Below are 25,695 nucleotides of genomic sequence, written 5' to 3'. Positions count from 1 at the left end.
AAACAATGAAACCAATTTGTATTATTCCTGCACGTTCTGGCTCAAAAGGTTTACCTGATAAAAACATGCTTTTTTTAGCTGGAAAACCAATGATTTTTCATACAATTGATGCAGCTATTGAAACAGGATTATTTGAAAAAGAAGACATTTTTGTTAGCACTGATTCAGACTTATATCGAGATATTTGTTTAGAGCGTGGGATCTCTGTTGTAATGAGAAAACCGGAATTATCATCGGATACAGCTACTTCATATGATATGATGGAAGACTTTTTAGCTGATTATGAGGATGATCAAGTCTTCGTTTTATTACAGGTGACATCGCCATTAAGAAAGGCATGGCATATTGAGGAAGCAGTAGATTACTATACATCTCATGATGTCGATAATGTAGTGAGTTTTTCAGAAGTTGAAAAGCATCCACGTTTGTTTTCAACTTTATCAGAAGAAGGCTTTGCTCAAGATATGGTAGGTGCTGATAGAGGATATCGGAGACAAGATTTACAACCTCTATATTATCCAAATGGTGCTATCTATATTTCGGATAAGCAAACGTATTTAAAAAATAAAAGTTTTTTCACTCCCAAAACCTATGCATATAAGATGGCGAAAGAGTACTCTTTAGATGTTGATACGAGAGATGACTTTATTCATGTGATTGGGCATATTTTCTTTGATTATGATCGTAGAGAGCAGGAAAATAAGGAACTTTATCGACAGGGATTTAAGAAAAAAATGGATAGTAAGGCGAATCGCCTTATTCTAGGAGACTCAAGAACAGTAAATATTGACTTAGAAGGCTTTGCGAATTACTCTCAAGGTGGTTTGACACTCTCTACCCTTTTAGAAAATATTGATATCATTTTAACTGATCATGTAAAAGAAGTCTTTTTATCTATTGGTGTGAATGACTTCATTACAAATCATTCTATCGAATCAATATGTAAAAATTTTGAGAAATTCTACAATATTCTTGTTGAAAAAGAAATAAAATTAAGTATGACAACAGTTGCTTATACGCTTTTTCGAGAAACGGTTAAAAACAGTGAAGTGCACCAGCTGAATAATTGGTTAAATAGCTACTGTCATAAAAATAATATTGCTTTGTTTGACATCAATGAATACGTTGCATATAATGATAGGTTAGATTATCAAAAAACAACAGATGGATTACATTTTAAAGATGAAGTTACACAACAATTACAGATAAAATACCAAGAATTTTTATCTGAATAGAATAAATAATGGAAATTAGTTGTTTAAAAGAGACTAAATTTATATTTTTTCAAACAGTATGTTCGCTATTTCCGAATTTTTATGAAAAATTTTGATAAATTATGCCCAGTTTTTCAAATTTTAGTGTATGATATTACTATAAAAATTTGAAAAAAGGAGAATGTATCATGAGTGATATTAAAAAGCGAGTACACCGGCATATGTTTTGGATTGGCCTAGTTTCTTTAATATTAATGCTGATTGATAATATTACCTTATCTTATTTTGATATGGATTTGAGTACTAAATTAAATCAGATAGAGCAAACTATTTGCATTATTTTAAGTATATTACTCTTTTTAGGGATATTAACCAATCATACAGATAGAGGAGTAAAACTTTCTGGAAAGATTGATGATAAAAATTCAAGATAACATATTTGGAGAAATTTATTTTTAGGATTTGTCTAATTTTTGACATTCCCCGTCATTTGCTCTATAATAATCAATAATTTAATTTCCTTTAACTAAGTCCAGAGAGGCTGGGAAGGATGCGCAGATCAAGGGCAGGTTCTGTCCAATTTTCGTGTACCTTGCCTCTTGGCGAGGTTCTTTTTTTGAAGTGAGGTCTGTGATGATAATGAAAGAAGAGTTGGTTATTGTGGCGCAGGAGGAGATAGCTCCTCGAATTTTTGCCATGGATTTGTCTGGTGAGATGGTGCAGGAGATGACTGCGGGTCAGTTCTTGCATATTCGGGTTCCGGATGCGAGCAAGGTCTTGCGTCGGCCGATTTCGATTTCTCAGGTGGATAGGGAGGCGAACAGGTGTCGGATTATTTATCGGATTGAGGGCGAGGGGACGCGTCAATTTTCCCAGATGCAAGTCGGACAAGTATTGGACTGCATGGGGCCCCAGGGAAATGGTTTTGATATTTCATTTTTGAGTGAGGGGCAGTCGGTCTTGCTGATTGGTGGGGGAATTGGTGTTCCTCCGTTGGTTGAGCTAGCGAAGCAGGTTGCCAACTTGGGCTGTCAGGTGACGTCTGTGATTGGTTTTGCGAATAAGGAGGCGGTCATCTTGGAGGAAGCCTTATCAGCTTATGGGGGAGTTGTGGTCACTACTGATGATGGTTCTTATGGTCGTAAGGGTTATGTTTCGGAGGTTGTGGACGAACTTTCTGAGGAATTTGCAGCAGTCTACTCATGTGGAGCACCGGGGATGATGCGCTATGTGGATGGAAAATTTGCCCAGCATGTTCATGCTTATATGTCGCTCGAGTCGCGGATGGCTTGTGGGATGGGGGCGTGTTATGCTTGCGTAGTGCATCCTAAGGATGGTCAGGAAGCTGATTTGAAGCGGGTTTGTGAAGAAGGACCGGTCTTTCCGACAGGTAGCTTGATCTTATAGGAGGTGGAAATGGTTATGGAGAAAAATTGTTTGGCGATTCGTTTGCCGGGATTAGAGTTGAAAAACCCTATTATTCCTGCATCGGGTTGTTTTGGCTTTGGTCAGGAATTCGCCAAGTACTATCCCTTGGATGTTTTGGGTTCCATTATGATAAAGGCAACGACCAAGGAAGCTTGTTTTGGCAATCCTACGCCACGTGTTGCTGAAACACCATCTGGGATGTTGAATGCTATTGGGCTGCAAAATCCTGGTGTAGATGTCGTTTTGTCTGAAAAGTTACCTTGGTTGGCAGAGCATTTTCCAGAACTACCGATTATTGCAAATGTAGCAGGTTTTTCCAATGAGGAATATGCGTATGTCTCGGAGAAGATTTCCAAAGCGCCAAATGTCAAGGCCATCGAGCTCAATATTTCGTGTCCCAATGTGGATCATGGAAATCACGGGCTTCTGATTGGGCAGGTTCCAGAATTGGCTTACGCTGCGGTCAAGGCTAGTGTAGAGCATTCAGATGTGCCGGTTTATGTCAAGTTGACGCCTTCTGTAGCAGACATTACTCAGGTCGCAAAGGCAGCAGAGGATGCGGGGGCGAGTGGCTTGACGATGATCAATACGCTTGTCGGTACACGCTATGACTTGAAAACGCGTCAACCGATTATCGCAAATGGTCAAGGTGGGATGTCAGGGCCAGCTATTTTCCCAGTTGCTTTGAAGCTAATTCGTCAAGTGGCGCTGGCAACCGATTTGCCAATTATTGGAATGGGTGGGGTTGACTCTGCGGAGGCTGCGCTTGAGATGATGATTGCGGGTGCTTCTGCGATTGGTGTCGGTACAGCGAATTTTACGGACCCCTATGCCTGCCCAAATATTATTGATGAACTCCCCAAAGTCATGGACAAATATAGCATCCAGAGCTTGGAGGACTTGCGGGCACAGGTGCGACAAGAGTTACGAAAGTAGGTGGCAGATGGTATTTGCGACAGAGAAAGAAGCTTATGATTTGTTGGAAAAATTGAATATCCCATATGAGCGGCATGACCACAAGGCCATTACCTCTGTGCAGGATTTGGATTTTACCTTGCCGGGGCAGCAGGTCAAGGATTTATTGTTGAAAAATAAAAAGGGCAATCAGCTTTATCTGGTGATTTTGCATGATGAGAAACAGGCTAATCTAGCGCAGTTAGCTGAAAATTTGGAAGAAAAGCGCTTGTCTTTTGTGAGAGAGGAGGTGCTGGAAGAACTCTTACATGTGTCTGCAGGAACTGTGACGCCTTTTGGTTTGCTATTTGATGTGGAGCATCGGATTCAAGTTATTGTGGATGCTGCTGTGGACCAGATGACTACGGTGGGATTTCATCCCTTTATCAACTCGACGACGCTCAATATTGCCTTTAGTGATTTTGAAAAAATCGTCGCGGAGACCGATCATGTACTTCGGACCATTGACTGTGGTTAGGTTCGGAAAATAATTGACAAATAGAAATCGAAGTGATAGACTGATTCTAAATAAAAACCTTTAACAAAGTCCAGAGAGGCTAAGAAGGGAAACGGTGTAAGAGGGGAAACCCTGATTTTGTCGTACCTTGCCTCAGGCAAGGTATTTTTGTAGAGAAAAAGGAGGTTCGTATGCGCGAAGATAGACCGATTATTGCATTGGATTTTCCAGATTTTGAGACGACGAAGGTATTCTTAGAGAAATTTCCCAAGGAAGAAAAATTGTATGTCAAAATTGGAATGGAGCTCTATTATGCTTGTGGCAGTCAGGTAGTGACCTATACCAAGTCATTAGGACATAGTGTGTTTTTAGATTTGAAATTGCATGATATTCCCAATACGGTCAAGTCAGCCATGACAGTTTTGCGGAAATTGGGCGTAGATATGACAAATGTGCATGCGGCCGGTGGTGTCGAAATGATGCGAGCTGCACGGCAAGGATTTGGAGATGAGGGATTATTGATTGCGGTCACGCAGCTAACCTCGACTTCTCAAGAACAGATGCAGGATTTTCAAAATATCCAGACCAGCTTGGCTGACTCGGTCCGACATTACGCCAAGAAAACAGCAGAGGCTGGTTTAGATGGGGTCGTTTGTTCAGCTCAGGAAGTGGCTCTAATCAAGGAAGCAACTGCAGACGACTTTCTTTGTTTGACGCCAGGAATTCGTCCAAGTGGGGCAGAAAACGGAGACCAAAAGCGGGTGACGACGCCGGGACAAGCTCGGGAAATTGGTTCAGATTTCATCGTGGTCGGAAGACCCATAACTCAGTCGGAAGACCCGGTTGCAGCCTATCAGGCTATCAAAGGTGAGTGGAATTCTTAGTAGATACAGGATTAGTGATATAAAAGGAGAAAATCATGACATTAGCAACTCAAATCGCAGCAGATTTATTGGATATCAAGGCAGTTTACTTAAAACCAGAGGAGCCCTTTACGTGGGCTTCGGGTATCAAGTCGCCAATTTACACGGACAATCGCATTACTCTTTCTTATCCTGAGACTCGGACCTTGATTGAAGATGGATTTGTTGCGACGATTAAGAAAAAGTTTCCAGAGGTGGAAGTGATTGCGGGGACAGCGACAGCGGGGATTCCGCACGGGGCGATTATTGCAGACAAGATGAACTTGCCATTTTCTTATATTCGTTCAAAACCAAAGGACCACGGTGCGGGCAATCAGATTGAAGGGCGTGTGATTAAAGGTCAGAAGATGGTTATCATTGAAGACTTGATTTCAACAGGTGGTTCTGTGCTGGAGGCAGTTGCAGCAGCGAAAGCAGCAGGTGTTGAGGTGCTAGGTGTGGTGGCTATTTTCACCTATGAATTGCCAAAAGCCAAGGCTAATTTTGAAGAAGCTGGTGTAGAATTGCAGACCTTGTCAAACTACACAGAACTCATCAAAGTCGCCAAGGTCCAAGGCTATATCGATGCCAACGGATTGACCTTACTCAAGAAGTTTAAAGAAAACCAAGACACTTGGCAGGATTGATGAGTTAGCACAGACTTTTTCATGTGAAAGAGCGCAAAATAAGGTAAGGCTGGCGATGGTCCAGCCCTTTTGGTACCAAATGCACTTATCATCTGAAATGTGGTAAAATAATAAGAATAATGAATTTTGAAGGAGACAAAGTAGTGATTTCAATCGTGGTACCTTGCTACAATGAGGAAGAGAGCATTCCCTTATTTTTTAAAGAAACCGAAAAAGTCCGTTTGGAGATGCAGGAAGAATTTGAGTATATTTTTGTGAATGATGGTTCACGTGATACGACGTTAGCGGTTTTACGTGATTTGGCGCAAAAAGAGGAACATGTTCACTACCTATCATTTTCTCGGAATTTTGGAAAAGAAGCTGCGCTTTATGCAGGTTTGAAATCGGCCAAGGGTGATTTGGTGACCGTTATGGATGTGGATTTGCAAGATCCTCCAGCCATGCTCATCCAGATGAAGCAGATGCTTGATGAGGATAGGGAGTTGGATTGTGTGGGGACTCGACGGGTAACTCGAGCGGGAGAACCACCGATTCGTTCATTTTTTGCCAAGATGTTTTATCGCATCATCAACCGTGTTAGTCAGATTGAAATTGTAGATGGTGCGCGTGATTTTCGTCTCATGCGACGTCCGATGGTGGACGCCATTCTCTCTGTTGCGGAATACAATCGCTTTTCAAAGGGGATTTTTGCATGGGTTGGCTTTCATACGGAATACCTTCCTTATGAAAATGTTGAGCGTGTGGCTGGTGAGACCAGTTGGTCATTTTGGAAGCTGGTTTCCTATTCGCTAGAAGGCTTTATCAACTTTTCAGAAATGCCTTTGAATTTGGCTTCTTACTCAGGGATTTTTAGTTTTATCTTGTCGATTTTAGGGATGCTCATCATTGTTGGAAAGACTTTGATGTACGGGGATCCGGTTGGAGGTTGGCCATCGTTGGTCTGCATTATTCTCTTTATGGGCGGGATTCAGCTGATGACCATTGGTATTTTAGGGAAATACCTGGCGAAAATTTTCCTAGAAACCAAGAAACGCCCCGTGTATATCGTGAAAGAACAGGATGAAAATGCATGGTAGAACATTCAAGTTGGCACCGGGCCATTCAGGAGCAGTTGCCAGAACATTATTTTGGAAAAATCAATGCTTTTTTAGACCAAGTCTATCAGCAAGGGCAGGTCTATCCGCCTCGTGAGAAGGTCTTTGCTGCGCTTCAAAAAACGCCTCTCGAAGAGGTCAAGGTGGTCATTTTGGGGCAGGATCCCTATCACGGTCCGGGTCAGGCACAAGGTTTGTCATTTTCAGTTCCGACTAACTTCCCAGCTCCGCCGTCCTTGCAAAATATCCTCAAGGAACTCGGTCAGGACTTGGGTGAGAAGAAAGACCATGACTTGACGTCTTGGGCTGAACAAGGTGTACTCTTGCTCAATGCCTGTCTGACAGTACCAGCTGGACAGGCCAATGGTCACGCGGGTTTGATTTGGGAGCCGTTTACAGATGCCGTTATCAAGGTGGTAAATGCGCAAGAGCAGCCAGTTGTCTTTATCCTCTGGGGGGCTTATGCGCGCAAGAAAAAAGCCATGATTACCAATCCGCATCATCTAGTATTGGAATCTGCTCATCCGAGTCCCTTGTCTAGTTATCGAGGTTTTTTTGGTAGTCGTCCTTTTTCAAAAGCCAATCATTTTTTGGCGGAAAATGGCAGAGCAGCAATAGATTGGTTGAGGTAATATGGTTAAGTTAGCAACAATTTGTTATATCGATAACGGGAAAGAATTTTTGATGCTTCATCGGAATAAAAAGCCAAATGATGTTCATCAAGGGAAATGGATTGGTGTCGGAGGCAAGCTGGAAAAAGGCGAGACGCCTCAAGCTTGTGCCCGTCGAGAGATTTTAGAAGAGACAGGTCTGACAGCTGAAAAAATGGAATTGGTAGGCATTATTACCTTTCCAGAGTTTACAGTTGGGCATGACTGGTATACCTACGTTTTTCGTGTGACGGAGTTTTCTGGAGACATCATTGACTGCGATGAGGGGACTTTGGAATGGGTTCCTTACGATCAGGTCGGAGACAAGCCAACCTGGGAAGGGGACCATACCTTTGTCGGCTGGCTCTTAGATAGAAAGCCCTTCTTTTCAGCCAGTTTTACCTATGAAGGAGACCGTCTAGTGGATGAGTCTGTAGATTTTTATGGAAAATAGAATGTTTACATTAGAAGCAATTCAAGCGGCGCATGCTCAGTTTACTGGACCCGATTTTCAAAAATTAATTCAGGAATTTAAGAAAATGGGTATGAAAACCAATACAGTCGACATCGAAAGTGAGCTAGTATCCTATGCGACTGCAGACGAGGTTTTGCAGACGGAAGGTCTCAAGGCTCGGGGATCAGTTGCAAATGTGGCCAATCAAACAGCTGCTCAAGTAGATTTGGCTCGTCATCAAGAAGGTCAGACTGATTTTCAGACTTTTTGTGATGATATGGCTGCAGCAGGTATTTACAAGTGGGTGATTGACTTGGAGAAAATGACCTGTACCTACTATGATAAGGCAAATCAGCCAGTGATCGCAGAAGTTATTCCTGGTGGAGAATAGCCATGTACGCAGTTATTTTGTGTTTTGACCAGCAGGTTGAGGCTGCGGTGAGGGCCATTTGGCGAGAATTAGCAGACAAACAGATTTCGGATTATGCTGCTCAGGTCAGGGAGCGAAAGCCGCACATTACGCTGGCTTCATTTGATGGTCTGGAAAATGTGTCGGACCTTGTGTTGGATTTGGAGTAATTCTGCAAGGAAATTTCTCACTTTGCAGTTACCTTTTCATCGGTTGGGTCCTTCTTGAGGTCCGGTACTGTCTATCTCAGTCCAGTTCTGTCGAGCGAGCTCTATCAGTGTCATGCGAGAGTGTATGAGCGACTGACTGTGTCAGCTGATAGCTTGTATAGCCCTGGGAAGTGGATTCCACATATGACGCTGGCTAATTATCTGGCAGAAGACGAGTTACCAGCAGCCTTTGCCTTGTGTCAAAACCAAACACAGCTGGAGGGACGAGCTGTCGAAATTCAGCTGATTAAGATTCAAAAAGACAAGCAAGTTCAAGTCGTTTACCAAGCAAATTTTCAAGAATAAAGGAGAGTCTATGCTGTTAATCAAGAATGGTCGAGTGGTAGATCCGCAATCAGGTTTGGATCAGGTGGCAAATGTACTGATTGATGGGAAAAAAATTGTCAAGATTGGGCAAGATTTATCCAGCGATGATGCGCAAGTTATTGATGCGACGGGGCTAGTGGTGGCACCGGGCTTAGTCGATGTGCATGTGCATTTTCGTGAGCCAGGTCAGACGCATAAGGAAGACATTCATACTGGAGCGCTCGCAGCCGCTGCCGGTGGAGTGACATCGGTGGTCATGATGGCCAATACTAATCCGACGATTTCCACGGTTGAGACCTTGAAAGAAGTGCTTGACTCTGCAGCAAAAGAGAAGATTCATATCCATACGGTAGCGACGATTACAAAGGATTTTGATGGGGAAAATCTGACGGACTTTGAAGTCTTGCTGGAAAATGGTGCTGTCGCCTTTTCAGATGATGGTATTCCCTTAACAAATGCAGGCGTCGTCCGAGATGCGCTCAAATTAGCCAAAAAACACGGCAGTTTTATTGCCCTTCATGAGGAAGACCCAAATCTGAACGGAGTTCTGGGTTTCAACGAAGATGTGGCAGAAAAGCATTTTCATATCTGTGGTGCAACTGGTGTGGCAGAGTACAGCATGGTGGCGCGTGATGTCATGATCGCCTACGCGACACAAGCGCATGTGCATATCCAGCATTTGTCTAAGGCGGAATCGGTAAAAGTCGTTGAATTTGCTCAGCAATTGGGCGCGCAAGTGACAGCAGAAGCCGCACCGCAGCACTTTTCTCGGACAGAAGATCTCCTGCTTACCAAGGGTGTGAATGCCAAAATGAATCCGCCCCTTCGATTGGAATCAGACCGCCTTGCAGTCATCGAAGGGCTCAAATCAGGAGTGATTTCCGTAATTGCGACGGACCATGCTCCTCATCATGCGGATGAAAAAAATGTAGCGGATATGAAGCAGGCTCCATCTGGCATGACGGGACTGGAGACCTCTTTATCGCTAGGCTTGACGCATTTGGTGGAAGAAGGTTATCTGACTTTGATGGATTATTTGGCGAAAATGACCAGCAATCCAGCTCGTTTGTATGGCTTGGATGCAGGCTATCTGTCAGAAAATGGCCCTGCAGATATTACTGTTTTTGCGGACAAAGAAAAGCGGATTGTGTCCGATCAATTTCACTCCAAGGCAGCCAATTCGCCATTTATCGGTGATGAGTTAGTCGGAGTTGTCAAATATACGATTTGTAATGGAGAGATTGTCTATCAGGATGGTCAATAAAACACAGAAAAACGATAGAAAACAATATAGCCCCAAAAAGAGAGTCTCGTTCAAGGGATTGTGTCAGGGTGTTAACTGGAAAAAAATTGCTCTACAGTTGGGGCTTGTAGTCGCTATTTTCCTGACATTCTGGGGCTACTTTACTTGGAAAATACAGGCTGAACAGAAAGCATTTGAAGCAGCGGACAAGTCGGAATTTATCCGGATGGTTGGCCACACAGCACAGGATTTGGCAGCAGACCATGATTTGTATGCCTCTGTCATGGTAGCGCAAGCCATTTTAGAAAGTGACTGGGGCAAGAGCCGATTGACGCAGGAAGCCAATAATCTCTTTGGTGTCAAAGGCAGTTTTAATGGAAAATCCTATGAAATTGAGACCCAAGAGGATGATGGTACGGGTAAATTGTCGACCGTCGTGGCACAATTTCGGCAGTACCCGACCTACCATGCCTCCTTGCGAGACAATGCTAATTTATTGGCAAATGGAGTGTCTTGGGATGCCAACTACTATGCGGGTGCTTGGAAAAGTCGGACAAATTCCTATCAGGAGGCGACTGCTTATTTACAGGGACGTTATGCGACGGATACCAGTTATACCAGCAAATTAAATGCCTTGATTGAGCAGTATAATTTAACACGATTTGATAAATAACCTTTACTTGCGCTGTTGAGTAAAGGTTTTTCTATGAACTGAATTTTGTACAGTTTTTGTGACTTGTCTAAAAAGAGCAGAATTATGCTCATTCAGGAAAGATTCTGCTATAATGATGTGAGCATTTTATCATTATGAGTAGGAGATGTCATTATGCAAGACGGTCAGAAGAGAAACTTTGATCAGGCTAGTCGGTCGGGTTTTCTCATTGCACTGGGAATTGTTTATGGAGATATTGGGACGAGTCCGCTGTACACCATGCAATCTCTCGTTGAAAATCAAGGTGGAATTAAATCGGTAAGTGAGACATTTATATTAGGAGCAATTTCGCTGATTATTTGGACTTTGACCTTGATTACCACGATTAAGTATGTATGGATTGCATTGAAAGCGGATAATCATCATGAAGGTGGGATTTTTGCTCTCTATACCTTGGTTCGGAAAATGGCCAAGTGGTTGATTATTCCTGCCATGATAGGTGGAGCGACCTTGTTATCGGATGGAGCCTTGACTCCTGCGGTGACGGTTACAACGGCCATCGAAGGTTTGAAGGCTGTTCCGAGCTTGAGTGTCATGTATGGCAACCAGCACGCAGTCATCATTACAACGCTCTTGGTGCTAGCAGTACTCTTTGGTATTCAACGATATGGTACGGGCTTGGTTGGTCGGATTTTTGGACCGGTCATGGTGGTCTGGTTCAGTTTTTTAGGGCTGAGTGGCCTGCTTAATAGTTTGACACATCTGTCCGTCTTTAAGGCGATCAATCCATACTATGCGATTCAGCTGTTGATGAGTCCTGAAAATCACCGTGGTATTTTTATTCTGGGTTCGATTTTCCTTGCGACAACGGGGGCTGAAGCCCTGTATTCTGACTTAGGGCATGTTGGTCGTGGCAATATTTATGTCAGCTGGCCATTTGTCAAGATTTGTATTATTTTGTCCTATTGTGGTCAAGGTGCTTGGATTTTGCAGCACCAATCCAAGGGCAGTCAGCTTAACCCATTTTTCGCCAGTCTTCCGTCCTGGATGGCGGTCTATGCAGTTATTCTCGCGACATTAGCGGCAATCATTGCCTCGCAAGCCTTAATTTCAGGTTCATTTTCTCTGGTATCAGAAGCCATGCGCCTTAAATTATTCCCAATTTTCCGCATCAATTATCCCGGTAAAAACTTGGGTCAACTCTATATTCCCGTTATCAACTGGATGCTCTTTGCCACCACATCAGCTATCGTTCTATTTTTCCAAACGTCTGAGCGCATGGAGGCAGCGTATGGATTGGCCATTACTATTACCATGCTGATGACCACGATTTTGCTGACGGCTTACCTGATACAAGTTGGGACAAAGCCGCTAGTAGCTATTATCATGATGGCATTTTTTGCTGTGATTGAAGGAATATTTTTCCTCGCCTCTGTTGTCAAATTCATGCATGGTGGCTATGTGGTTGTGATCCTTGCCCTAGCAATCATGTTTGTCATGTCTATCTGGTCCGAGGGCAATAAAATTGTCTTTCGCTACATCAAGTCCCTCAATATCAATGAGTACAGGCCACAGATAGCCCGCCTCAGAAACGACAATCGGTACGAGCAGCAACAGACTAATTTGGTTTACTTGACCAATCGGATGAAGGGCAATAAAATTGACCGTTCCATTCTCTACTCCATTTTAGACCGTCAACCAAAACGAGCCCAGGTCTATTGGTTTGTCAATGTAAAAGTAACCGATGAACCCTATACGGACCGCTATAAGGTGGATACTCTGGGTACTGATTTTCTAGTTTGCGTAGAACTTTATCTTGGCTTTAAGATGCCTCAGACGGTGCCGCGTTATATGCGGACCATTATTCGAGAAATGATAGTGGATGGTCGCTTGCCGAAGCAGGTTCAAGACTATGGACTACATCCGACTCGCGATATTGGCAATTTCCGTTATATTATTCTAGATGAGAAGGTCTCAACTCTTAGTCAGATGAGCTTGTTTGAAAAATTCGTTATGCAGACAAAGGCAGCTATCAAGCACTTGACAGCTAGTCCGATTCGATGGTTTGGCTTGCAATTTTCCGAAACACAAGTTGAAACAACTCCCTTGACATTTACAGAGTTGCCAGACTTGCCTATTCAAGCCATGAAATAAAAAAGAAAACTCCTTGAAAATTTCAGGGAGCTTTTATTTTTTCGGATTTTGCTTGGAGATGTTGAGTCCCCAAGGGACCAAGTTTTCAGAGTGGTTACGTATGCGCTGGATATTATCTTTGTGGCGAATAATAATCACTGAAGCGATCAAGAATATCAAGGCTGAAAAGAGGAGGTCATAGCCGGCTAAGATGAAGTGAAATGCTGGGAAAATCAAGATAGAAATGATAGCCACCACCGCACAAGCTACGCTTGATAGGGAAATCATGCTAAAGAGATAGAGGGTTACAAAAAAGATAACCGCTAGATAAAGCAAGAAAGCTGGTGCAAATCCAAGCAACACACCCGCACTCGTTGCGACGGCCTTGCCGCCCTTGAACTGAGCAAAAATCGAGAAGGTATGTCCCAAGATGGCAAAGAATCCAATGATCAGTGGTGAAAGAGCCGCACCGCCAAACCAGATAGGGAGTAGCACCGCCAAGGTACCTTTCAGCATATCAACCAAGAGAGTTACTGTGCCGGCTTTTTTACCAAGAATACGAAAGGTATTGGTTGTACCAGTATTCCCAGAGCCATGCTCACGCAAGTTAACATTGAAAAATTGTTTTCCGATCCAAAGACCAGTTGGGATCGAACCCAATAAGTAGGCAATAAGTATAAAAAGGATTGTTTTCATAGGCTATATTATAGCATAAGTTACCTGAAAATTCTTCTCTTATCTGTGACTGCTGAAAATGAGGTTACACTCTTTAAATGGGAAAAACTTGCTTATTTTCCCTATTTTCTGTTAATATAGAAAAGATGAATACAGTGGAGGTCAATTTTGGCTAAGAAAGATATCAATATCAATAATTATAATGATGACGCCATTCAGGTGCTAGAAGGGTTGGATGCGGTCCGTAAACGTCCAGGGATGTATATCGGCTCAACGGATGGTACAGGATTGCACCACTTGGTTTGGGAGATTGTGGACAATGCGGTCGATGAAGCCTTGTCAGGTTTTGGAGACAAGATTGATGTCACTCTTAACAAAGACGGTTCGGTCAGCGTATCCGATAGTGGTCGTGGGATGCCGACTGGTATGCACGCTATGGGAATTCCAACCGTTGAAGTGATTTTTACCGTTCTCCATGCAGGTGGTAAATTTGGCCAAGGTGGATACAAGACATCTGGTGGCCTGCACGGAGTTGGTTCTTCTGTCGTAAATGCCCTTTCAAGCTGGTTAGAAGTTGAAATCACTCGTGATGGTGCGGTTTACAAGCAGCGCTTTGAAAATGGTGGAAAACCAGCTGGGACCTTGAAAAAAGTGGGAATAGCCCCCAAGTCAAAAACGGGGACAACCGTGACTTTCCTCCCCGACAAGAGCATCTTTTCAACGACAGACTTCAAGTTTAATACCATTTCAGAACGCTTGAAAGAATCGGCTTTCTTGCTGAAAAATGTTACCATGTCCTTGACCGACTTGCGAGGCGAAGAAGCCGTACACCAAGAATTTCATTATGAAAATGGTGTGCAGGACTTCGTCGTTTACTTGAATGAAGACAAGGAAACCTTGACGCCTGTTATCTCAATTGAAGGACAAGACCAAGGTTTTCAAGTGGAAATCGCCATGCAGTACAATGATGGCTTTTCCGACAACATTCTTTCTTTCGTCAACAATGTCCGCACCAAGGATGGCGGAACTCACGAGACTGGACTTAAAATGGCCATTACCAAGGCTATGAATGACTACGCTCGAAAGACTGGGCTCCTCAAGGACAAGGATAAAAACCTGGAGGGCTCAGACTACCGCGAGGGGCTATCAGCTATTCTGTCCATTTTGGTTCCCGAGGAGCACTTGCAATTTGAAGGTCAGACCAAGGATAAACTCGGTTCACCACTGGCTCGTCCGATTGTGGATGGGATTGTTTCAGAGAAATTGACCTATTTCCTTTTGGAAAACGGCGAGCTAGCAACCAATCTGGTTCGCAAGGCTATTCGTGCGCGTGATGCCCGTGAGGCGGCTCGAAAAGCGCGTGATGAGAGTCGAAACGGCAAGAAAAATAAAAAGGACAAGGGCATTCTTTCAGGGAAATTAACACCTGCCCAGTCCAAAAATGCGGCTAAAAATGAACTCTATCTGGTCGAAGGAGATTCGGCCGGTGGTTCTGCCAAGCAAGGTCGCGACCGTAAGTTCCAAGCCATTCTTCCTTTGCGAGGTAAGGTGCTCAACACCGAGAAGGCAAAGATGACCGACATTCTCAAAAACGAAGAAATCAACACCATGATTTACACCATTGGTGCTGGTGTCGGAGCCGACTTTAAGGTCGAGGATATCAATTACGACAAGATTATCATCATGACCGATGCGGATACGGATGGGGCCCACATTCAGACCCTGCTCCTGACCTTTTTCTACCGCTACATGCGTCCGCTGGTTGAAGCGGGGCACGTCTACATCGCTTTGCCTCCTCTTTATAAGATGTCAAAAGGCAAGGGCAAAAATGAGCAAATCGCCTATGCGTGGTCAGATGGTGAGTTAGAAGAGTTGCGCAAGCAATTTGGCAAGGGCTCCATGCTCCAGCGCTACAAAGGTCTGGGGGAAATGAACGCCGATCAGCTTTGGGAGACGACCATGAATCCTGAAACCCGCACCCTCATTCGCGTCACCATCGACGACCTCGCGCGTGCCGAACGCCGTGTCTCCGTCCTCATGGGTGACAAACCCGCCCCACGTAGACAATGGATTGAGGATAATGTCCGATTTACCTTGGAGGAGAGTACGGTGTTTTAATGAATTATATTGAAACAGAACGATTAGTTTTTCGTTCGTGGAAAAGCAGTGACTTTGATGACTTCTTATCCATGAATCAAGATCCAGAAGTCATGCGTTATTTACCAAACTTCTACTCGATTGAACGTGCAAAAAAAATATTTCAACTGATTCAAAAAGAGTTTGAGAACTATGACTATAGTTTGTTTGCTGTAGAGACAAAGGAAAATGGACAATTTATTGGATACGTTGGCTTGCACCATACTCAATTGGCATGTATAAAAAATGAAATAGTAGAGATTGGTTGGAGGTTAAAGAGAGAGTTTCGGGCGAAGGGCTATGCGACAGAAGCTGCTCAAGCCTGCCTAAAGTATGCTTTTACTGAATTAAAATTACAAGAAGTATATACTTTTATAGCTGAAGGCAATATACCGTCAAAAAATATTATGAGAAAAGTAGGAATGGAATTTGTTCAATTTTTTTCAAGCTCGGAAGTGAACGAAGATGATGATTTATATTGTCAGGTACTTTATAAAATTTCCAAAGAACTCTACATTGCCAATGACGATAAAAAATAGGAAACTACTTGTATTCACAACAAGAACCCTTTTGTTAAAGTGTTAGCTTTTAGAGGATAACAGAAGTCAGTTATCAGTTGCAGTAGTATAAAACTAAATAGAAAGGTCAAGTTTGGTTATTGAAAAGTAGCTGAACATGGGACTAATTTCCTAGAAAAAAGGATAAAATCATCTCGTCGCAGGCGACATCGCTGATTTTTCTATTTTCTACAGAAATTTTCGGCAAGCCGAATCGTCCCTTTGTATCTTAATTATGTCCAACATTCAAAACATGTCCCTCGAGGACATCATGGGAGAGCGCTTTGGTCGCTACTCCAAGTACATTATTCAGGAGCGGGCGCTGCCTGATATTCGTGATGGGCTCAAGCCCGTTCAGCGCCGCATTCTTTATTCTATGAATAAGGATGGCAATACTTTTGAAAAAGGCTACCGCAAGTCGGCCAAGTCTGTCGGAAATATCATGGGTAATTTCCACCCGCACGGGGATTCGTCCATTTATGACGCCATGGTTCGCATGAGTCAGGACTGGAAAAACCGTGAGATTTTGGTGGAAATGCACGGAAACAACGGTTCCATGGACGGTGACCCACCTGCGGCCATGCGTTATACTGAGGCTCGCCTATCAGAGATTGCTGGCTACCTTTTGCAGGATATCGATAAGAAGACCGTGCCTTTTACTTGGAACTTTGACGATACCGAAAAAGAGCCAACGGTCTTACCAGCAGCCTTTCCAAACCTTTTGGTCAATGGGGCAACGGGGATTTCAGCCGGATATGCCACGGACATTCCACCGCACAATCTAGCGGAAGTCATCGACGCTGTGGTCTACATGATTGACCACCCGTCAGCCAAGCTGGACAAACTCATGGAGTTCTTGCCTGGACCGGATTTCCCGACAGGCGGCATTATCCAAGGGGCTGATGAGATTAAAAAGGCCTACGAGATTGGGAAAGGTCGTGTGGTTGTTCGCTCCAAAACGGAGATTGAACAGCTGAAAGGTGGCAAAGAGCAAATCATTGTGACCGAGATTCCCTATGAGGTCAATAAGGCGGTGCTAGTCAAGAAAATTGACGACGTCCGTGTCAATAATAAAGTGCCTGGTATCTCTGAAGTGCGTGACGAGTCTGACCGAACGGGTCTTCGTATCTCCATTGAGCTCAAGAAAGACGCTGATAGTCAGACTATCCTCAATTACCTGCTCAAGTACACGGATTTGCAGGTCAATTACAACTTCAACATGGTGGCCATTGACAACTTTACCCCTCGTCAAGTGGGCTTGCAGAAGATTTTGTCTAGCTACATCGCTCACCGCCGTGATATCATTGTAGCGCGCAGCCGTTTTGACAAAGAAAAAGCCGAAAAACGTCTCCATATCGTTGAGGGGCTGATTCGTGTCTTGTCCATTCTGGACGAAGTTATTGCCCTTATCCGTGCCTCGGAAAATAAGGCTGATGCCAAGGAAAATCTCAAAGTCAGTTATGATTTCTCAGAAGAGCAGGCGGAAGCTATCGTGACCTTGCAACTGTATCGTTTGACCAACACCGATATCGTGACCTTGGAAAATGAAGAGGCTGAACTGCGAGACAAGATTGCCATGTTGACGGCTATCATTGGTGACGATCGGACTATGTTTAACGTCATGAAGCGGGAACTGCGTGAGATTAAGAAGACTTTCGGCAATGCTCGTCGTTCTGAACTGCAGGCTGAAAGCGAGACCATTGAGATTGACACAGCTAGCTTGATTGTAGAAGAAGACACGATTGTCAGCTTGACACGCGGTGGCTATATCAAGCGTACGAGTCTTCGTTCCTTCAATGCTTCCTCACTTGATGAACTAGGCAAGCGGGATGATGATGACTTGGTCTTTATGGCACAAGCCAAGACCACTCAGCATCTCTTGATTTTCACCAATCAGGGAAATGTTATCTATCGTCCTGTCCATGAATTAACGGATATTCGCTGGAAGGATGTGGGGGAGCATTTGTCGCAGACCATTACCAATCTGTCTGCGGACGAGGAAGTGCTCTACGCAGACATTTTGGACGAGTTTGAGACGGGTGTCTATTTTGCAGCGACCCGTCTAGGACAAATCAAGCGTTTCGAACGTAAGGAATTTGCGCCGTGGCGGACCTATCGTACCAAGTCCGTTAAATTTGCCAAGCTCAAAGACGAGACAGATAGCATTGTAGCTGTAGCACCGATTTTACTAGATGATGTCATGATGGTCACTCAAAATGGTTACGCGCTACGCTTTAACATTGATGAAGTGCCTATCGTTGGCGCTAAAGCAGCAGGTGTCAAGGCTATTAATCTCAAGGACGGCGACTTGCTTCAAGCGGCCTTTATTGCTAACACCAAGTCCCTCTACATCTTGACCCAACGCGGCAGCCTTAAGCGGATGGCGGTTGAGGACATTCCTTTGGCTAAGCGGGCTGGACGTGGACTTCAGGTCTTGCGTGAGCTCAAAGCCAAGCCGCATCGCGTCTTTGTGGCTGGTCCAGTTCTTTCGGAAAATGGCAGAGCTGAGCTTGATTTATTTGCCACAGAAGTGGACAATACCGATCAGCAAATTCTCCAAGTCATGTCCAAAACTGGGGATGTCACTGAAGTCAATCTTGCAGACCTCACCCTGTCAGAACGCACTAGCAACGGAAGCTTCATCTCAGATAAAATTTCTGACCAAGAAGTTTTTGCGGCTAAGCTAAAATAATAAATATCAAAAGGAGCTGGGCAAAAGTCCAGCTCCTTTTAATTTGTATTCTTCTAAATGCAAAGTGCAGGTTTGCTTGCTCCTCTCTCATGATAGTTTTTTCTTATACCCATCTATAAAAAATCCATATTTGTAGGATACTGGATTTTTGATATAATGTAACAATTACAAAGGAGGTTCTATGGAAAATCATAAATTTGATAATGAAGGGCAATTTCAGCGTAAGATGACGAGTCGTCATTTGTTTATGTTATCCCTCGGAGGAGTAATCGGGACAGGGCTGTTTTTAAGTTCTGGCTATACGATTGCACAAGCTGGGCCGCTAGGAGCAGTGTTATCTTACTTAGTTGGGGCCGGTAGTCGTCTACTTAGTCATGTTGTCCTTAGGGGAGCTGGCAGTTGTCATGCCGGTTACGGGTTCGTTTCACACCTATGCCACAAAATTCATCAGTTCGGGAACAGGATTTACAGTTGCGTGGCTGTATTGGATTTGCTGGACAGTGGCTCTTGGTTCTGAATTTTTAGGAGCAGGAATGCTGATGGGAAGATGGTTTCCTACCGTACCAGATTGGGTATTTGCAGCTATTTTTGCGAGTCTGATTTTCATTTTAAACGCGCTCTCCGTCCGATTATTTGCAGAAGCAGAGTTTTATTTTTCAAGCATTAAAGTTTTGGCGATTATCGTGTTTATTGGTTTGGGGCTATTGGCTATCTTTGGACTTATTCCTTATGCTGGTTCGTCCCAAGCGCCGCTATTTTCAAATCTGACGGCACACGGTGCTTTTCCACACGGAATAGTCGCTCTGGTCTCGGTTATGTTGGCAGTTAATTATGCTTTCTCAGGGACAGAATTGATTGGAATCGCAGCAGGTGAGACAGACAATCCGAAAGAAGCCGTTCCACAAGCTATCAAAACAACTATCGGTCGGTTGGTTATTTTCTTTGTTTTGACCATCATTGTACTGGCTTCACTCCTTCCTGTAAAAGAAGCAGGCGTGACCGATGCGCCATTCGTACTGGTTTTTGACCGGATGGGAATTCCTTTTGCGGCTGACTTGATGAATTTTGTCATTCTGACAGCCATTTTATCAGCTGGGAATTCAGGACTTTATGCCTCTAGCCGCATGCTCTGGTCTTTGGCAAATGAAGGAATGTTGAACAAGCGGGTCGTGAAAATCAACGAACACGGTGTGCCAATGCGAGCGCTTCTTTTGTCTATGGTCGGTGCCTTACTTTCTCTCTTTGCCAGTGTATTTGCAGCTGATACAGTATTCTTAGCGCTCGTTTCTATTGCTGGATTTGCAGTTGTGGCGGTTTGGCTGTCCATTCCAATCGCGCAAATTCGTTTCAGAAGAGAGTGGTTGAAAGACCACAGTTTAGAAGAATTAAGCTATCGTACGCCATTTACACCTGTGTTGCCGTATATTACCATCACTCTATTGGTTATCTCAATTATTGGGATTGCTTGGGATAGTTCTCAGAGAGCAGGTCTTTATTTTGGGATTCCATTTACAGTTCTATGCTACATCTATCATTATGTCAAATATAGAAAGTGGTGAGAAGATGGGGAGATTTAAAGAATTATTACGTCAAGATAAGGTCTTGATTTTGCATGGTGCTCTAGGAACTGAGTTGGAATTTCAAGGGCATGATGTTTCTGGAAAACTCTGGTCAGCCAAGTACTTGATTGAAAATCCTCAACTGATACAGGACATCCACGAAGCCTATCTAAAAGCAGGCAGTGATATCGTGACAACTTCCAGCTACCAAGCTACTTTACCTGGTTTAGAGGAAGTTGGTCTGACAGCAGAAGAGGCTAGAGAGATCATCCGTCTGACGGTCACTCTTGCAAAAGATGCCAGAGACAATATCTGGGCGCAGTTAACAGAGGAAGAAAAGGCAAGTCGTTCATTTCCGCTTATCAGTGGCGATGTAGGTCCCTATGCTGCTTATTTAGCAGATGGTTCTGAATATACTGGTCAATATGGCGAAATTTCAGCAGAAGCGTTAAAAGCTTTTCATCGGGAACGGCTTACTTTATTGCTCGAAGAAGGTAGCGAACTTTTGGCTCTAGAAACCATACCAAATTTACTAGAAATCCAAGCCCTATTAGACTTGTTAGCTCAAGAATTTCCAACTGTTGAAGCCTATCTCAGTGTAACTACTCAGGACGGGCAAACTCTTACAGATGGCTCCGATATAGCACTTGTCGCAGACCTGGTCAATCAGTCCAAACAGGTCTTGGCACTGGGTGTTAATTGCAGTGCGCCAGCTCATGTATCCCAGTTCTTGGTACACTTGAGCCAGATGACGCAGAAGCCGTTGGTAACTTATCCAAATTCAGGCGAGGTTTACGATGGAAAGACGCAGACTTGGACACAGCAGGCAGACCATAGCCATACTTTACTGGAAAATACAGAAAAATGGATTGACCAAGGTGCACAAATAGTTGGAGGATGCTGTCGAACTAGACCAGTAGACATTGCATTCTTAGCTGATCATCTAAAAAATTCATAAAAATTTTCTAAAAAACTGTTACGATAGTAGCAGTTTTTTAGCTTGTTTCAGCCGGATCGAAAGAGTACAATAGAGTCAGGATGATAATGAGCAACGGAATGTTCATATTTGAAAATAAAATTTGTAGAATTTTCTGAATATTTCTTGATTTTTTCATAAAAAAAGGCTAAAATAGTTAAAAATAAAAGGAGTACTGTTATGACTGTGAATCTTGACTGGGAAAACCTTGGTTTTTCCTATATGAAATTACCATATCGTTACCTTGCAACCTATAAAGATGGTCAGTGGCAAGAAGGTGTCTTGACAGAGGATGCGACCCTGCATATTTCAGAGAGTTCGCCAAGTTTGCACTATGGTCAGCAAGCATTTGAAGGCTTAAAAGCCTACCGAACGAAGGATGGTTCTATTCAACTTTTCCGTCCCGATGAAAATGCCAAACGCTTGCAGAGAACAGCGGATCGCTTGCTCATGCCTCAAGTGCCAACGGATATGTTTGTCGAGGCTTGTAAGCAAGTAGTAGCCGCTAATCATGAGTTTGTACCGCCTTATGGTACTGGTGGCACGCTTTATCTTCGTCCGCTTTTGATTGGTGTGGGAGATATTATCGGTGTGAAGCCAGCTGATGAGTACATTTTTACGATTTTTGCCATGCCAGTAGGAAATTATTTCAAAGGTGGTTTGCAGCCAACTAATTTCTTGATTCAAGATGAGTACGACCGTGCAGCACCAAACGGAACTGGTGCGGCTAAGGTCGGTGGAAATTATGCAGCAAGCCTGCTTCCAGGTAAAAAGGCGAAAACGAGTGGATTTTCAGATGTCATTTATCTAGACCCAGCTACTCATACTAAGATTGAAGAAGTTGGTTCCGCTAATTTCTTCGGGATCACAGCTGATAACGAATTTATCACACCAATTAGCCCATCTATCTTGCCATCAATCACCAAATATTCATTGCTGTATTTGGCAGAAAATCGTTTGGGCATGAAAGCAATCGAGGGCGATGTCTTGGTTGATGAACTTGGAAAATTCACTGAAGCCGGTGCCTGCGGTACAGCAGCTGTCATCTCACCAATCGGTGGTGTGCAGCACGGTGATGATTTCCATGTTTTCTATAGTGAAACAGAAGTCGGACCTGTCACTCGGAAACTCTACGATGAATTAACGGGTATTCAGTTTGGCGATGAGGAAGCACCCGAAGGCTGGATTGTCAAAGTAGACTTGTAAAAATAGAGCTTGCACTTGCAAGCTTTTTCCTTTTTTTGTACAATGGAGAGAGTGAGTAAAGAGAGGATTTACGATACATTATGAGTAAAAAAGATAAAAAAATTGAAATTCAGATTGAGGACAGCCAAGTTGTTGTAAACGGCGATACATTCCCAGGTTACCGTTTGACAATTGGTAAAAAAGTGATTGGAGAGATTGCTGAGCTTGGTGAATCTCATTTTGCAGTTGTAAAAAATGGGAATACCGAAAGTTTCTTCAAAAAATTGGAACCAGCAGTCGGAAATATTATTGAAAATTACAATTTGAGCAATTAAGGTCTTGAATTAGCCACTATTTTATGATAAAATAGTGGCTGTTAGTGTTGGAAAGATAGCGAAGAGGCTAAACGCGGCGGACTGTAAATCCGCTCCTTCGGGTTCGGGGGTTCGAATCCCTCTCTTTCCATTAAATTTTGGGGTATAGCCAAGCGGTAAGGCAAGGGACTTTGACTCCCTCATGCGTTGGTTCGAATCCAGCTACCCCAGTCAAGGTATTAGAGGAAACTCTAATTCGTCAAAGCTGCTGTGTCTGTCCTTGCGTGTGCCTTAAATAAAATATATTTTTAGTCAGTTGGCAATGGGGCCTGCTGACATCGGAGGTTTTTTTAATGAACGAATTTGAAGATTTGTTGAACAGTGTAAATGAAGTTGCAACTGGTGATGTGGTAACTGCAGAAGTATTGACAGTTGATGCTGGTCAAGCAAATGTAGCTATCTCAGGTACTGGTGTCGAAGGTGTCTTGACTCTTCGTGAGTTGACAAACGACCGCGACGCTGACATCAACGACTTGGTAAAAGTTGGTGAAACACTTGAATTGCTTGTACTTCGTCAAGTTGTAGGTAAAGATACTGACACTGTTACATATCTTGTATCTAAAAAACGCTTGGAAGCACGCAAAGCATGGGACAAGCTTGTTGGCCGTGAAGGCGAAGTTGTAACTGTTAAAGTAACTCGCGCCGTTAAAGGTGGTTTGTCAGTTGAATTTGAAGGACTTCGTGGTTTCATCCCAGCTTCAATGATCGACACTCGTTTCACTCGTAACACTGAGCGTTTCGTAGGTCAAGAATTTGATGCTAAAATCAAAGAAGTTGATCCAGCAGAAAACCGCTTCATCTTATCACGTCGTGAAGTTGTTGAAGAATCAGCAGCAGCTGCACGTTCAGAAGTATTCTCAAAAATTGAAGTTGGTTCAGTTGTAACTGGTACAGTTGCACGTATCACAAGCTTTGGTGCTTTCATCGATCTTGGTGGTGTTGATGGATTGGTTCACTTGACTGAATTGTCACACGAACGCAACGTTTCACCTAAATCAGTTGTAACTGTTGGTGAAAAAGTTGAAGTGAAAGTACTTGCTATCGACGAAGAAGCAGGTCGTGTATCATTGTCATTGAAAGCTACAACACCTGGACCATGGGATGGTGTTGAGCAAAAATTGGCAGCTGGCGATGTAATCGAAGGTAAAGTTAAACGTTTGACTGACTTTGGTGCTTTCGTTGAAGTATTGCCAGGTATCGATGGACTTGTACACATCTCACAAATTTCACACAAACGTGTTGAAAATCCAAAAGATGCATTGACTGTAGGTCAAGATGTAACTGTTAAAGTTCTTGAAGTGAATGCTGCTGATGAACGTGTATCACTTTCAATCAAAGCACTTGAAGAGCGTCCAGCACGCGAAGAAAATGCTTCTGAAGAAGGTGAAAAACGTCAATCACGTCCAGCTCGTCGTCCAAAACGTGAAGCGAAACGTGACTACGAATTGCCAGAAACTCAAACAGGTTTCTCAATGGCAGACCTTTTCGGTGATATCGAATTGTAATAAATAGAAAGCTAGGAGTATTCCTAGCTTTGTCTATCCACCCTTAGTGTAATGGATATCACGTAAGATTCCGGTTCTTGAGATGGGGGTTCGATTCCCTCAGGGTGGATTGTTAGAGTGAAAGTCTGTTTTTACAGGCTTTTTCTTATTGAGAAAGATTAATAACTCTTATTAAGAGATTATTGAAAATTTTCTGAAAAATGCTATAATGAGGTGAATTATGTTACATTTTGAAAATGATTATAATAAGGGGGCGCATCCTGCACTCTTGCAGGCGCTTGTAGAGACGAATGATGAGGGGCTTTCTGGTTACGGGACAGATGTCTATACAGAGTCTGCGATTGAGAAGATTCGCCAGGCTTGTGACTGTCCGCAGGCACAGATTACGTTTTTGACGGGTGGTACTCAGACCAATCAAGTGGTGATTAATTCTATGTTGGCTTCCTACGAGGGAGTTGTGGCCGCAGAAGCAGGTCATATTTCTGTTCATGAGGCAGGTGCCATTGAGTTTTCTGGGCACAAAGTTCTCACGCTTCCACATGAAAATGGGAAAATTTCTGCAGCAGATGTCCGCCAGCTTTTGGTAGATTTTTATGCGGATGGCAATCGTGAGCATATGGTCTTCCCAGGAATGGTCTACATCTCTCATCCGACGGAATATGGTACGCTATATAGCAAGTCTGAATTGGAAGAGTTGTCTGCGCTTTGCCGTGAGTACAAGATTCCTCTTTTCTTAGATGGCGCTCGTTTGGGCTATGGTTTAGCGGCTAAGGATACGGATGTTGACTTGCCAACGATTGCCAAACTCGTAGATGTCTTTTATATTGGTGGGACTAAGATGGGAGCCTTGATGGGCGAAGCCATTGTCTTTATGCAGAATAATGAGCCAAAACATTTCACTCCAATTGTCAAGCAACATGGTGCTCTCTTGGCTAAGGGGCGTTTAAATGGAGTGCAGTTCGATCGTTTCTTTACGGAAAATCTTTACTTTGAATTAGGACAACATGCTGTTGATTTGGCTGAGGAATTGAAAGTGATTTTGGAAGAGAAAGGCTTTGAATTTTATCTCAAGTCACCAACAAACCAGCAATTTGTTATCGTAGAAAATGAGCAATTGACTGAGTTGACGGAAAAAGGAATCGTCTATGGCTTCTGGGAAAAATATGATGACAGCCGTACAGTCATCTGTTTTGCAACAAGCTGGTCTACAACCCGAGAAGAATTAGAAGAATTGAAAAATAGACTGTAAAACTCTGCTTAGCA

General features: G+C 43.4%; 25 protein-coding genes, 3 tRNA genes and 1 pseudogene. 28 read left to right on the top strand and 1 reads right to left on the bottom strand.

Annotated features, from left to right (window positions below; translation table 11 throughout):
- Positions 1-5: 5 nt before the first annotated feature.
- The 16 genes from ABID27_RS05510 to ABID27_RS05435 all read left to right on the top strand — a co-directional run bounded on the left by ABID27_RS05510 (position 6) and on the right by ABID27_RS05435 (position 12,794).
- Positions 6-1,235, top strand: coding sequence for a cytidylyltransferase domain-containing protein (locus ABID27_RS05510; protein WP_354280813.1), 1,230 nt, complete (start codon positions 6-8; stop codon positions 1,233-1,235).
- A 167-nt stretch (positions 1,236-1,402) separates the two neighbouring features.
- Entirely contained in the window at positions 1,403-1,648 is a 246-nt protein-coding gene (locus tag ABID27_RS05505; RefSeq protein ID WP_253364173.1) for a phage holin, read from the top strand.
- Positions 1,649-1,847: 199 nt separating this feature from the next.
- On the top strand, positions 1,848-2,621 hold the full coding sequence (locus ABID27_RS05500; protein WP_354280810.1) for a dihydroorotate dehydrogenase electron transfer subunit: 774 nt from the start codon (positions 1,848-1,850) through the stop codon (positions 2,619-2,621).
- A 15-nt stretch (positions 2,622-2,636) separates the two neighbouring features.
- Complete coding sequence (locus ABID27_RS05495) at positions 2,637-3,578, top strand: dihydroorotate dehydrogenase (protein WP_354280921.1); 942 nt, start codon at positions 2,637-2,639, stop codon at positions 3,576-3,578.
- A 7-nt stretch (positions 3,579-3,585) separates the two neighbouring features.
- The gene (locus ABID27_RS05490; RefSeq protein WP_354280808.1) at positions 3,586-4,074 is read left to right on the top strand and encodes a YbaK/EbsC family protein; all 489 of its coding nucleotides are present in this window, start codon (positions 3,586-3,588) and stop codon (positions 4,072-4,074) included.
- A gap of 170 nt (positions 4,075-4,244) precedes the next feature.
- Positions 4,245-4,937, top strand: coding sequence for an orotidine-5'-phosphate decarboxylase (pyrF, locus tag ABID27_RS05485; RefSeq protein WP_354280806.1), 693 nt, complete (start codon positions 4,245-4,247; stop codon positions 4,935-4,937).
- 35 nt (positions 4,938-4,972) lie between these two features.
- Positions 4,973-5,602 (top strand): orotate phosphoribosyltransferase, encoded by a 630-nt coding sequence (pyrE, locus tag ABID27_RS05480; RefSeq protein ID WP_354280804.1) that lies wholly within the window; start codon positions 4,973-4,975, stop codon positions 5,600-5,602.
- A 119-nt stretch (positions 5,603-5,721) separates the two neighbouring features.
- Positions 5,722-6,678, top strand: coding sequence for a glycosyltransferase family 2 protein (locus ABID27_RS05475; RefSeq protein ID WP_354280803.1), 957 nt, complete (start codon positions 5,722-5,724; stop codon positions 6,676-6,678).
- Positions 6,672-7,328 (top strand): uracil-DNA glycosylase, encoded by a 657-nt coding sequence (locus tag ABID27_RS05470; protein WP_354280801.1) that lies wholly within the window; start codon positions 6,672-6,674, stop codon positions 7,326-7,328. The genes ABID27_RS05475 and ABID27_RS05470 overlap by 7 nt, the downstream gene beginning before the upstream one ends.
- A gap of 1 nt (position 7,329) precedes the next feature.
- The gene (locus ABID27_RS05465) at positions 7,330-7,800 is read left to right on the top strand and encodes an NUDIX hydrolase (protein WP_354280799.1); all 471 of its coding nucleotides are present in this window, start codon (positions 7,330-7,332) and stop codon (positions 7,798-7,800) included.
- A 1-nt stretch (position 7,801) separates the two neighbouring features.
- Positions 7,802-8,191, top strand: coding sequence for a DUF1398 domain-containing protein (locus ABID27_RS05460; protein ID WP_354280797.1), 390 nt, complete (start codon positions 7,802-7,804; stop codon positions 8,189-8,191).
- A gap of 2 nt (positions 8,192-8,193) precedes the next feature.
- Complete coding sequence (locus ABID27_RS05455; RefSeq protein ID WP_354280795.1) at positions 8,194-8,379, top strand: hypothetical protein; 186 nt, start codon at positions 8,194-8,196, stop codon at positions 8,377-8,379.
- Positions 8,380-8,391: 12 nt separating this feature from the next.
- Positions 8,392-8,724: a 2'-5' RNA ligase family protein gene (locus ABID27_RS05450; protein WP_354280918.1), complete on the top strand. Its 333-nt coding sequence runs from the start codon at positions 8,392-8,394 to the stop codon at positions 8,722-8,724.
- A gap of 10 nt (positions 8,725-8,734) precedes the next feature.
- Positions 8,735-10,009 (top strand): dihydroorotase, encoded by a 1,275-nt coding sequence (locus tag ABID27_RS05445; protein WP_354280793.1) that lies wholly within the window; start codon positions 8,735-8,737, stop codon positions 10,007-10,009.
- On the top strand, positions 9,999-10,661 hold the full coding sequence (locus ABID27_RS05440; RefSeq protein WP_354280791.1) for a glucosaminidase domain-containing protein: 663 nt from the start codon (positions 9,999-10,001) through the stop codon (positions 10,659-10,661). The genes ABID27_RS05445 and ABID27_RS05440 overlap by 11 nt, the downstream gene beginning before the upstream one ends.
- Before the next feature lie 153 nt (positions 10,662-10,814).
- Positions 10,815-12,794 carry a KUP/HAK/KT family potassium transporter gene (locus ABID27_RS05435; protein WP_354280789.1) on the top strand — a complete coding sequence of 660 codons (1,980 nt, stop codon included), beginning with the start codon at positions 10,815-10,817 and terminating at the stop codon, positions 12,792-12,794.
- 33 nt (positions 12,795-12,827) lie between these two features.
- Here the strand turns inward: ABID27_RS05435 and plsY are convergent, their stop codons facing one another.
- Positions 12,828-13,469, bottom strand: coding sequence for a glycerol-3-phosphate 1-O-acyltransferase PlsY (gene plsY / locus ABID27_RS05430; RefSeq protein ID WP_253364196.1), 642 nt, complete (start codon positions 13,467-13,469; stop codon positions 12,828-12,830).
- 147 nt (positions 13,470-13,616) lie between these two features.
- Between plsY and parE the strand changes: the two genes are divergently transcribed.
- From parE to ABID27_RS05370, 12 genes and pseudogenes are all read left to right on the top strand, one after another.
- Entirely contained in the window at positions 13,617-15,566 is a 1,950-nt protein-coding gene (parE, locus tag ABID27_RS05425) for a DNA topoisomerase IV subunit B (protein WP_354280787.1), read from the top strand.
- Entirely contained in the window at positions 15,566-16,123 is a 558-nt protein-coding gene (locus tag ABID27_RS05420; RefSeq protein WP_354280785.1) for a GNAT family N-acetyltransferase, read from the top strand. Before parE ends, ABID27_RS05420 begins: the two co-directional genes overlap by 1 nt.
- Before the next feature lie 253 nt (positions 16,124-16,376).
- On the top strand, positions 16,377-18,833 hold the full coding sequence (parC, locus tag ABID27_RS05415) for a DNA topoisomerase IV subunit A (protein WP_354280783.1): 2,457 nt from the start codon (positions 16,377-16,379) through the stop codon (positions 18,831-18,833).
- A 181-nt stretch (positions 18,834-19,014) separates the two neighbouring features.
- A pseudogene (locus ABID27_RS05410) lies at positions 19,015-20,392 on the top strand (amino acid permease).
- Between the two features lie 4 nt (positions 20,393-20,396).
- Positions 20,397-21,350, top strand: a complete 954-nt coding sequence (gene mmuM, locus ABID27_RS05405) for a homocysteine S-methyltransferase (protein ID WP_354280916.1) — start codon at positions 20,397-20,399, stop codon at positions 21,348-21,350.
- A gap of 171 nt (positions 21,351-21,521) precedes the next feature.
- Positions 21,522-22,574: a branched-chain amino acid aminotransferase gene (locus ABID27_RS05400; RefSeq protein WP_354280914.1), complete on the top strand. Its 1,053-nt coding sequence runs from the start codon at positions 21,522-21,524 to the stop codon at positions 22,572-22,574.
- An 80-nt stretch (positions 22,575-22,654) separates the two neighbouring features.
- Positions 22,655-22,888 carry a DUF2969 domain-containing protein gene (locus ABID27_RS05395; RefSeq protein WP_253364204.1) on the top strand — a complete coding sequence of 78 codons (234 nt, stop codon included), beginning with the start codon at positions 22,655-22,657 and terminating at the stop codon, positions 22,886-22,888.
- A gap of 49 nt (positions 22,889-22,937) precedes the next feature.
- A tRNA-Tyr gene (locus tag ABID27_RS05390) sits at positions 22,938-23,018 on the top strand.
- Between the two features lie 8 nt (positions 23,019-23,026).
- Positions 23,027-23,098 (top strand) — tRNA-Gln (locus ABID27_RS05385).
- 122 nt (positions 23,099-23,220) lie between these two features.
- Positions 23,221-24,432 carry a 30S ribosomal protein S1 gene (rpsA, locus tag ABID27_RS05380; RefSeq protein ID WP_354280781.1) on the top strand — a complete coding sequence of 404 codons (1,212 nt, stop codon included), beginning with the start codon at positions 23,221-23,223 and terminating at the stop codon, positions 24,430-24,432.
- Between the two features lie 37 nt (positions 24,433-24,469).
- Positions 24,470-24,541, top strand: a tRNA-Arg gene (locus ABID27_RS05375).
- Between the two features lie 111 nt (positions 24,542-24,652).
- Positions 24,653-25,681, top strand: a complete 1,029-nt coding sequence (locus ABID27_RS05370) for a threonine aldolase family protein (protein WP_354280779.1) — start codon at positions 24,653-24,655, stop codon at positions 25,679-25,681.
- The last annotated feature ends 14 nt before the right edge of the window (positions 25,682-25,695 follow it).

It is taken from the genome of Streptococcus gallinaceus, from assembly GCF_040545695.1.
Lineage (GTDB): Bacteria > Bacillota > Bacilli > Lactobacillales > Streptococcaceae > Streptococcus > Streptococcus gallinaceus.
This window is presented reverse-complemented; position numbering and strand designations above follow the sequence as displayed.

Coding starts and splice junctions, on each gene's coding strand:
- ABID27_RS05510 (WP_354280813.1), top strand. CDS start 6: ATGAAACCAATTTGTATTATTCCTGCACGTTCTGGCTCAAAAGGTTTA.
- ABID27_RS05505 (WP_253364173.1), top strand. CDS start 1,403: ATGAGTGATATTAAAAAGCGAGTACACCGGCATATGTTTTGGATTGGC.
- ABID27_RS05500 (WP_354280810.1), top strand. CDS start 1,848: ATGATAATGAAAGAAGAGTTGGTTATTGTGGCGCAGGAGGAGATAGCT.
- ABID27_RS05495 (WP_354280921.1), top strand. CDS start 2,637: ATGGAGAAAAATTGTTTGGCGATTCGTTTGCCGGGATTAGAGTTGAAA.
- ABID27_RS05490 (WP_354280808.1), top strand. CDS start 3,586: ATGGTATTTGCGACAGAGAAAGAAGCTTATGATTTGTTGGAAAAATTG.
- pyrF (WP_354280806.1), top strand. CDS start 4,245: ATGCGCGAAGATAGACCGATTATTGCATTGGATTTTCCAGATTTTGAG.
- pyrE (WP_354280804.1), top strand. CDS start 4,973: ATGACATTAGCAACTCAAATCGCAGCAGATTTATTGGATATCAAGGCA.
- ABID27_RS05475 (WP_354280803.1), top strand. CDS start 5,722: ATGAATTTTGAAGGAGACAAAGTAGTGATTTCAATCGTGGTACCTTGC.
- ABID27_RS05470 (WP_354280801.1), top strand. CDS start 6,672: ATGGTAGAACATTCAAGTTGGCACCGGGCCATTCAGGAGCAGTTGCCA.
- ABID27_RS05465 (WP_354280799.1), top strand. CDS start 7,330: ATGGTTAAGTTAGCAACAATTTGTTATATCGATAACGGGAAAGAATTT.
- ABID27_RS05460 (WP_354280797.1), top strand. CDS start 7,802: ATGTTTACATTAGAAGCAATTCAAGCGGCGCATGCTCAGTTTACTGGA.
- ABID27_RS05455 (WP_354280795.1), top strand. CDS start 8,194: ATGTACGCAGTTATTTTGTGTTTTGACCAGCAGGTTGAGGCTGCGGTG.
- ABID27_RS05445 (WP_354280793.1), top strand. CDS start 8,735: ATGCTGTTAATCAAGAATGGTCGAGTGGTAGATCCGCAATCAGGTTTG.
- ABID27_RS05440 (WP_354280791.1), top strand. CDS start 9,999: ATGGTCAATAAAACACAGAAAAACGATAGAAAACAATATAGCCCCAAA.
- ABID27_RS05435 (WP_354280789.1), top strand. CDS start 10,815: ATGCAAGACGGTCAGAAGAGAAACTTTGATCAGGCTAGTCGGTCGGGT.
- plsY (WP_253364196.1), bottom strand. CDS start 13,469: ATGAAAACAATCCTTTTTATACTTATTGCCTACTTATTGGGTTCGATC.
- ABID27_RS05420 (WP_354280785.1), top strand. CDS start 15,566: ATGAATTATATTGAAACAGAACGATTAGTTTTTCGTTCGTGGAAAAGC.
- parC (WP_354280783.1), top strand. CDS start 16,377: ATGTCCAACATTCAAAACATGTCCCTCGAGGACATCATGGGAGAGCGC.
- mmuM (WP_354280916.1), top strand. CDS start 20,397: ATGGGGAGATTTAAAGAATTATTACGTCAAGATAAGGTCTTGATTTTG.
- ABID27_RS05395 (WP_253364204.1), top strand. CDS start 22,655: ATGAGTAAAAAAGATAAAAAAATTGAAATTCAGATTGAGGACAGCCAA.
- rpsA (WP_354280781.1), top strand. CDS start 23,221: ATGAACGAATTTGAAGATTTGTTGAACAGTGTAAATGAAGTTGCAACT.
- ABID27_RS05370 (WP_354280779.1), top strand. CDS start 24,653: ATGTTACATTTTGAAAATGATTATAATAAGGGGGCGCATCCTGCACTC.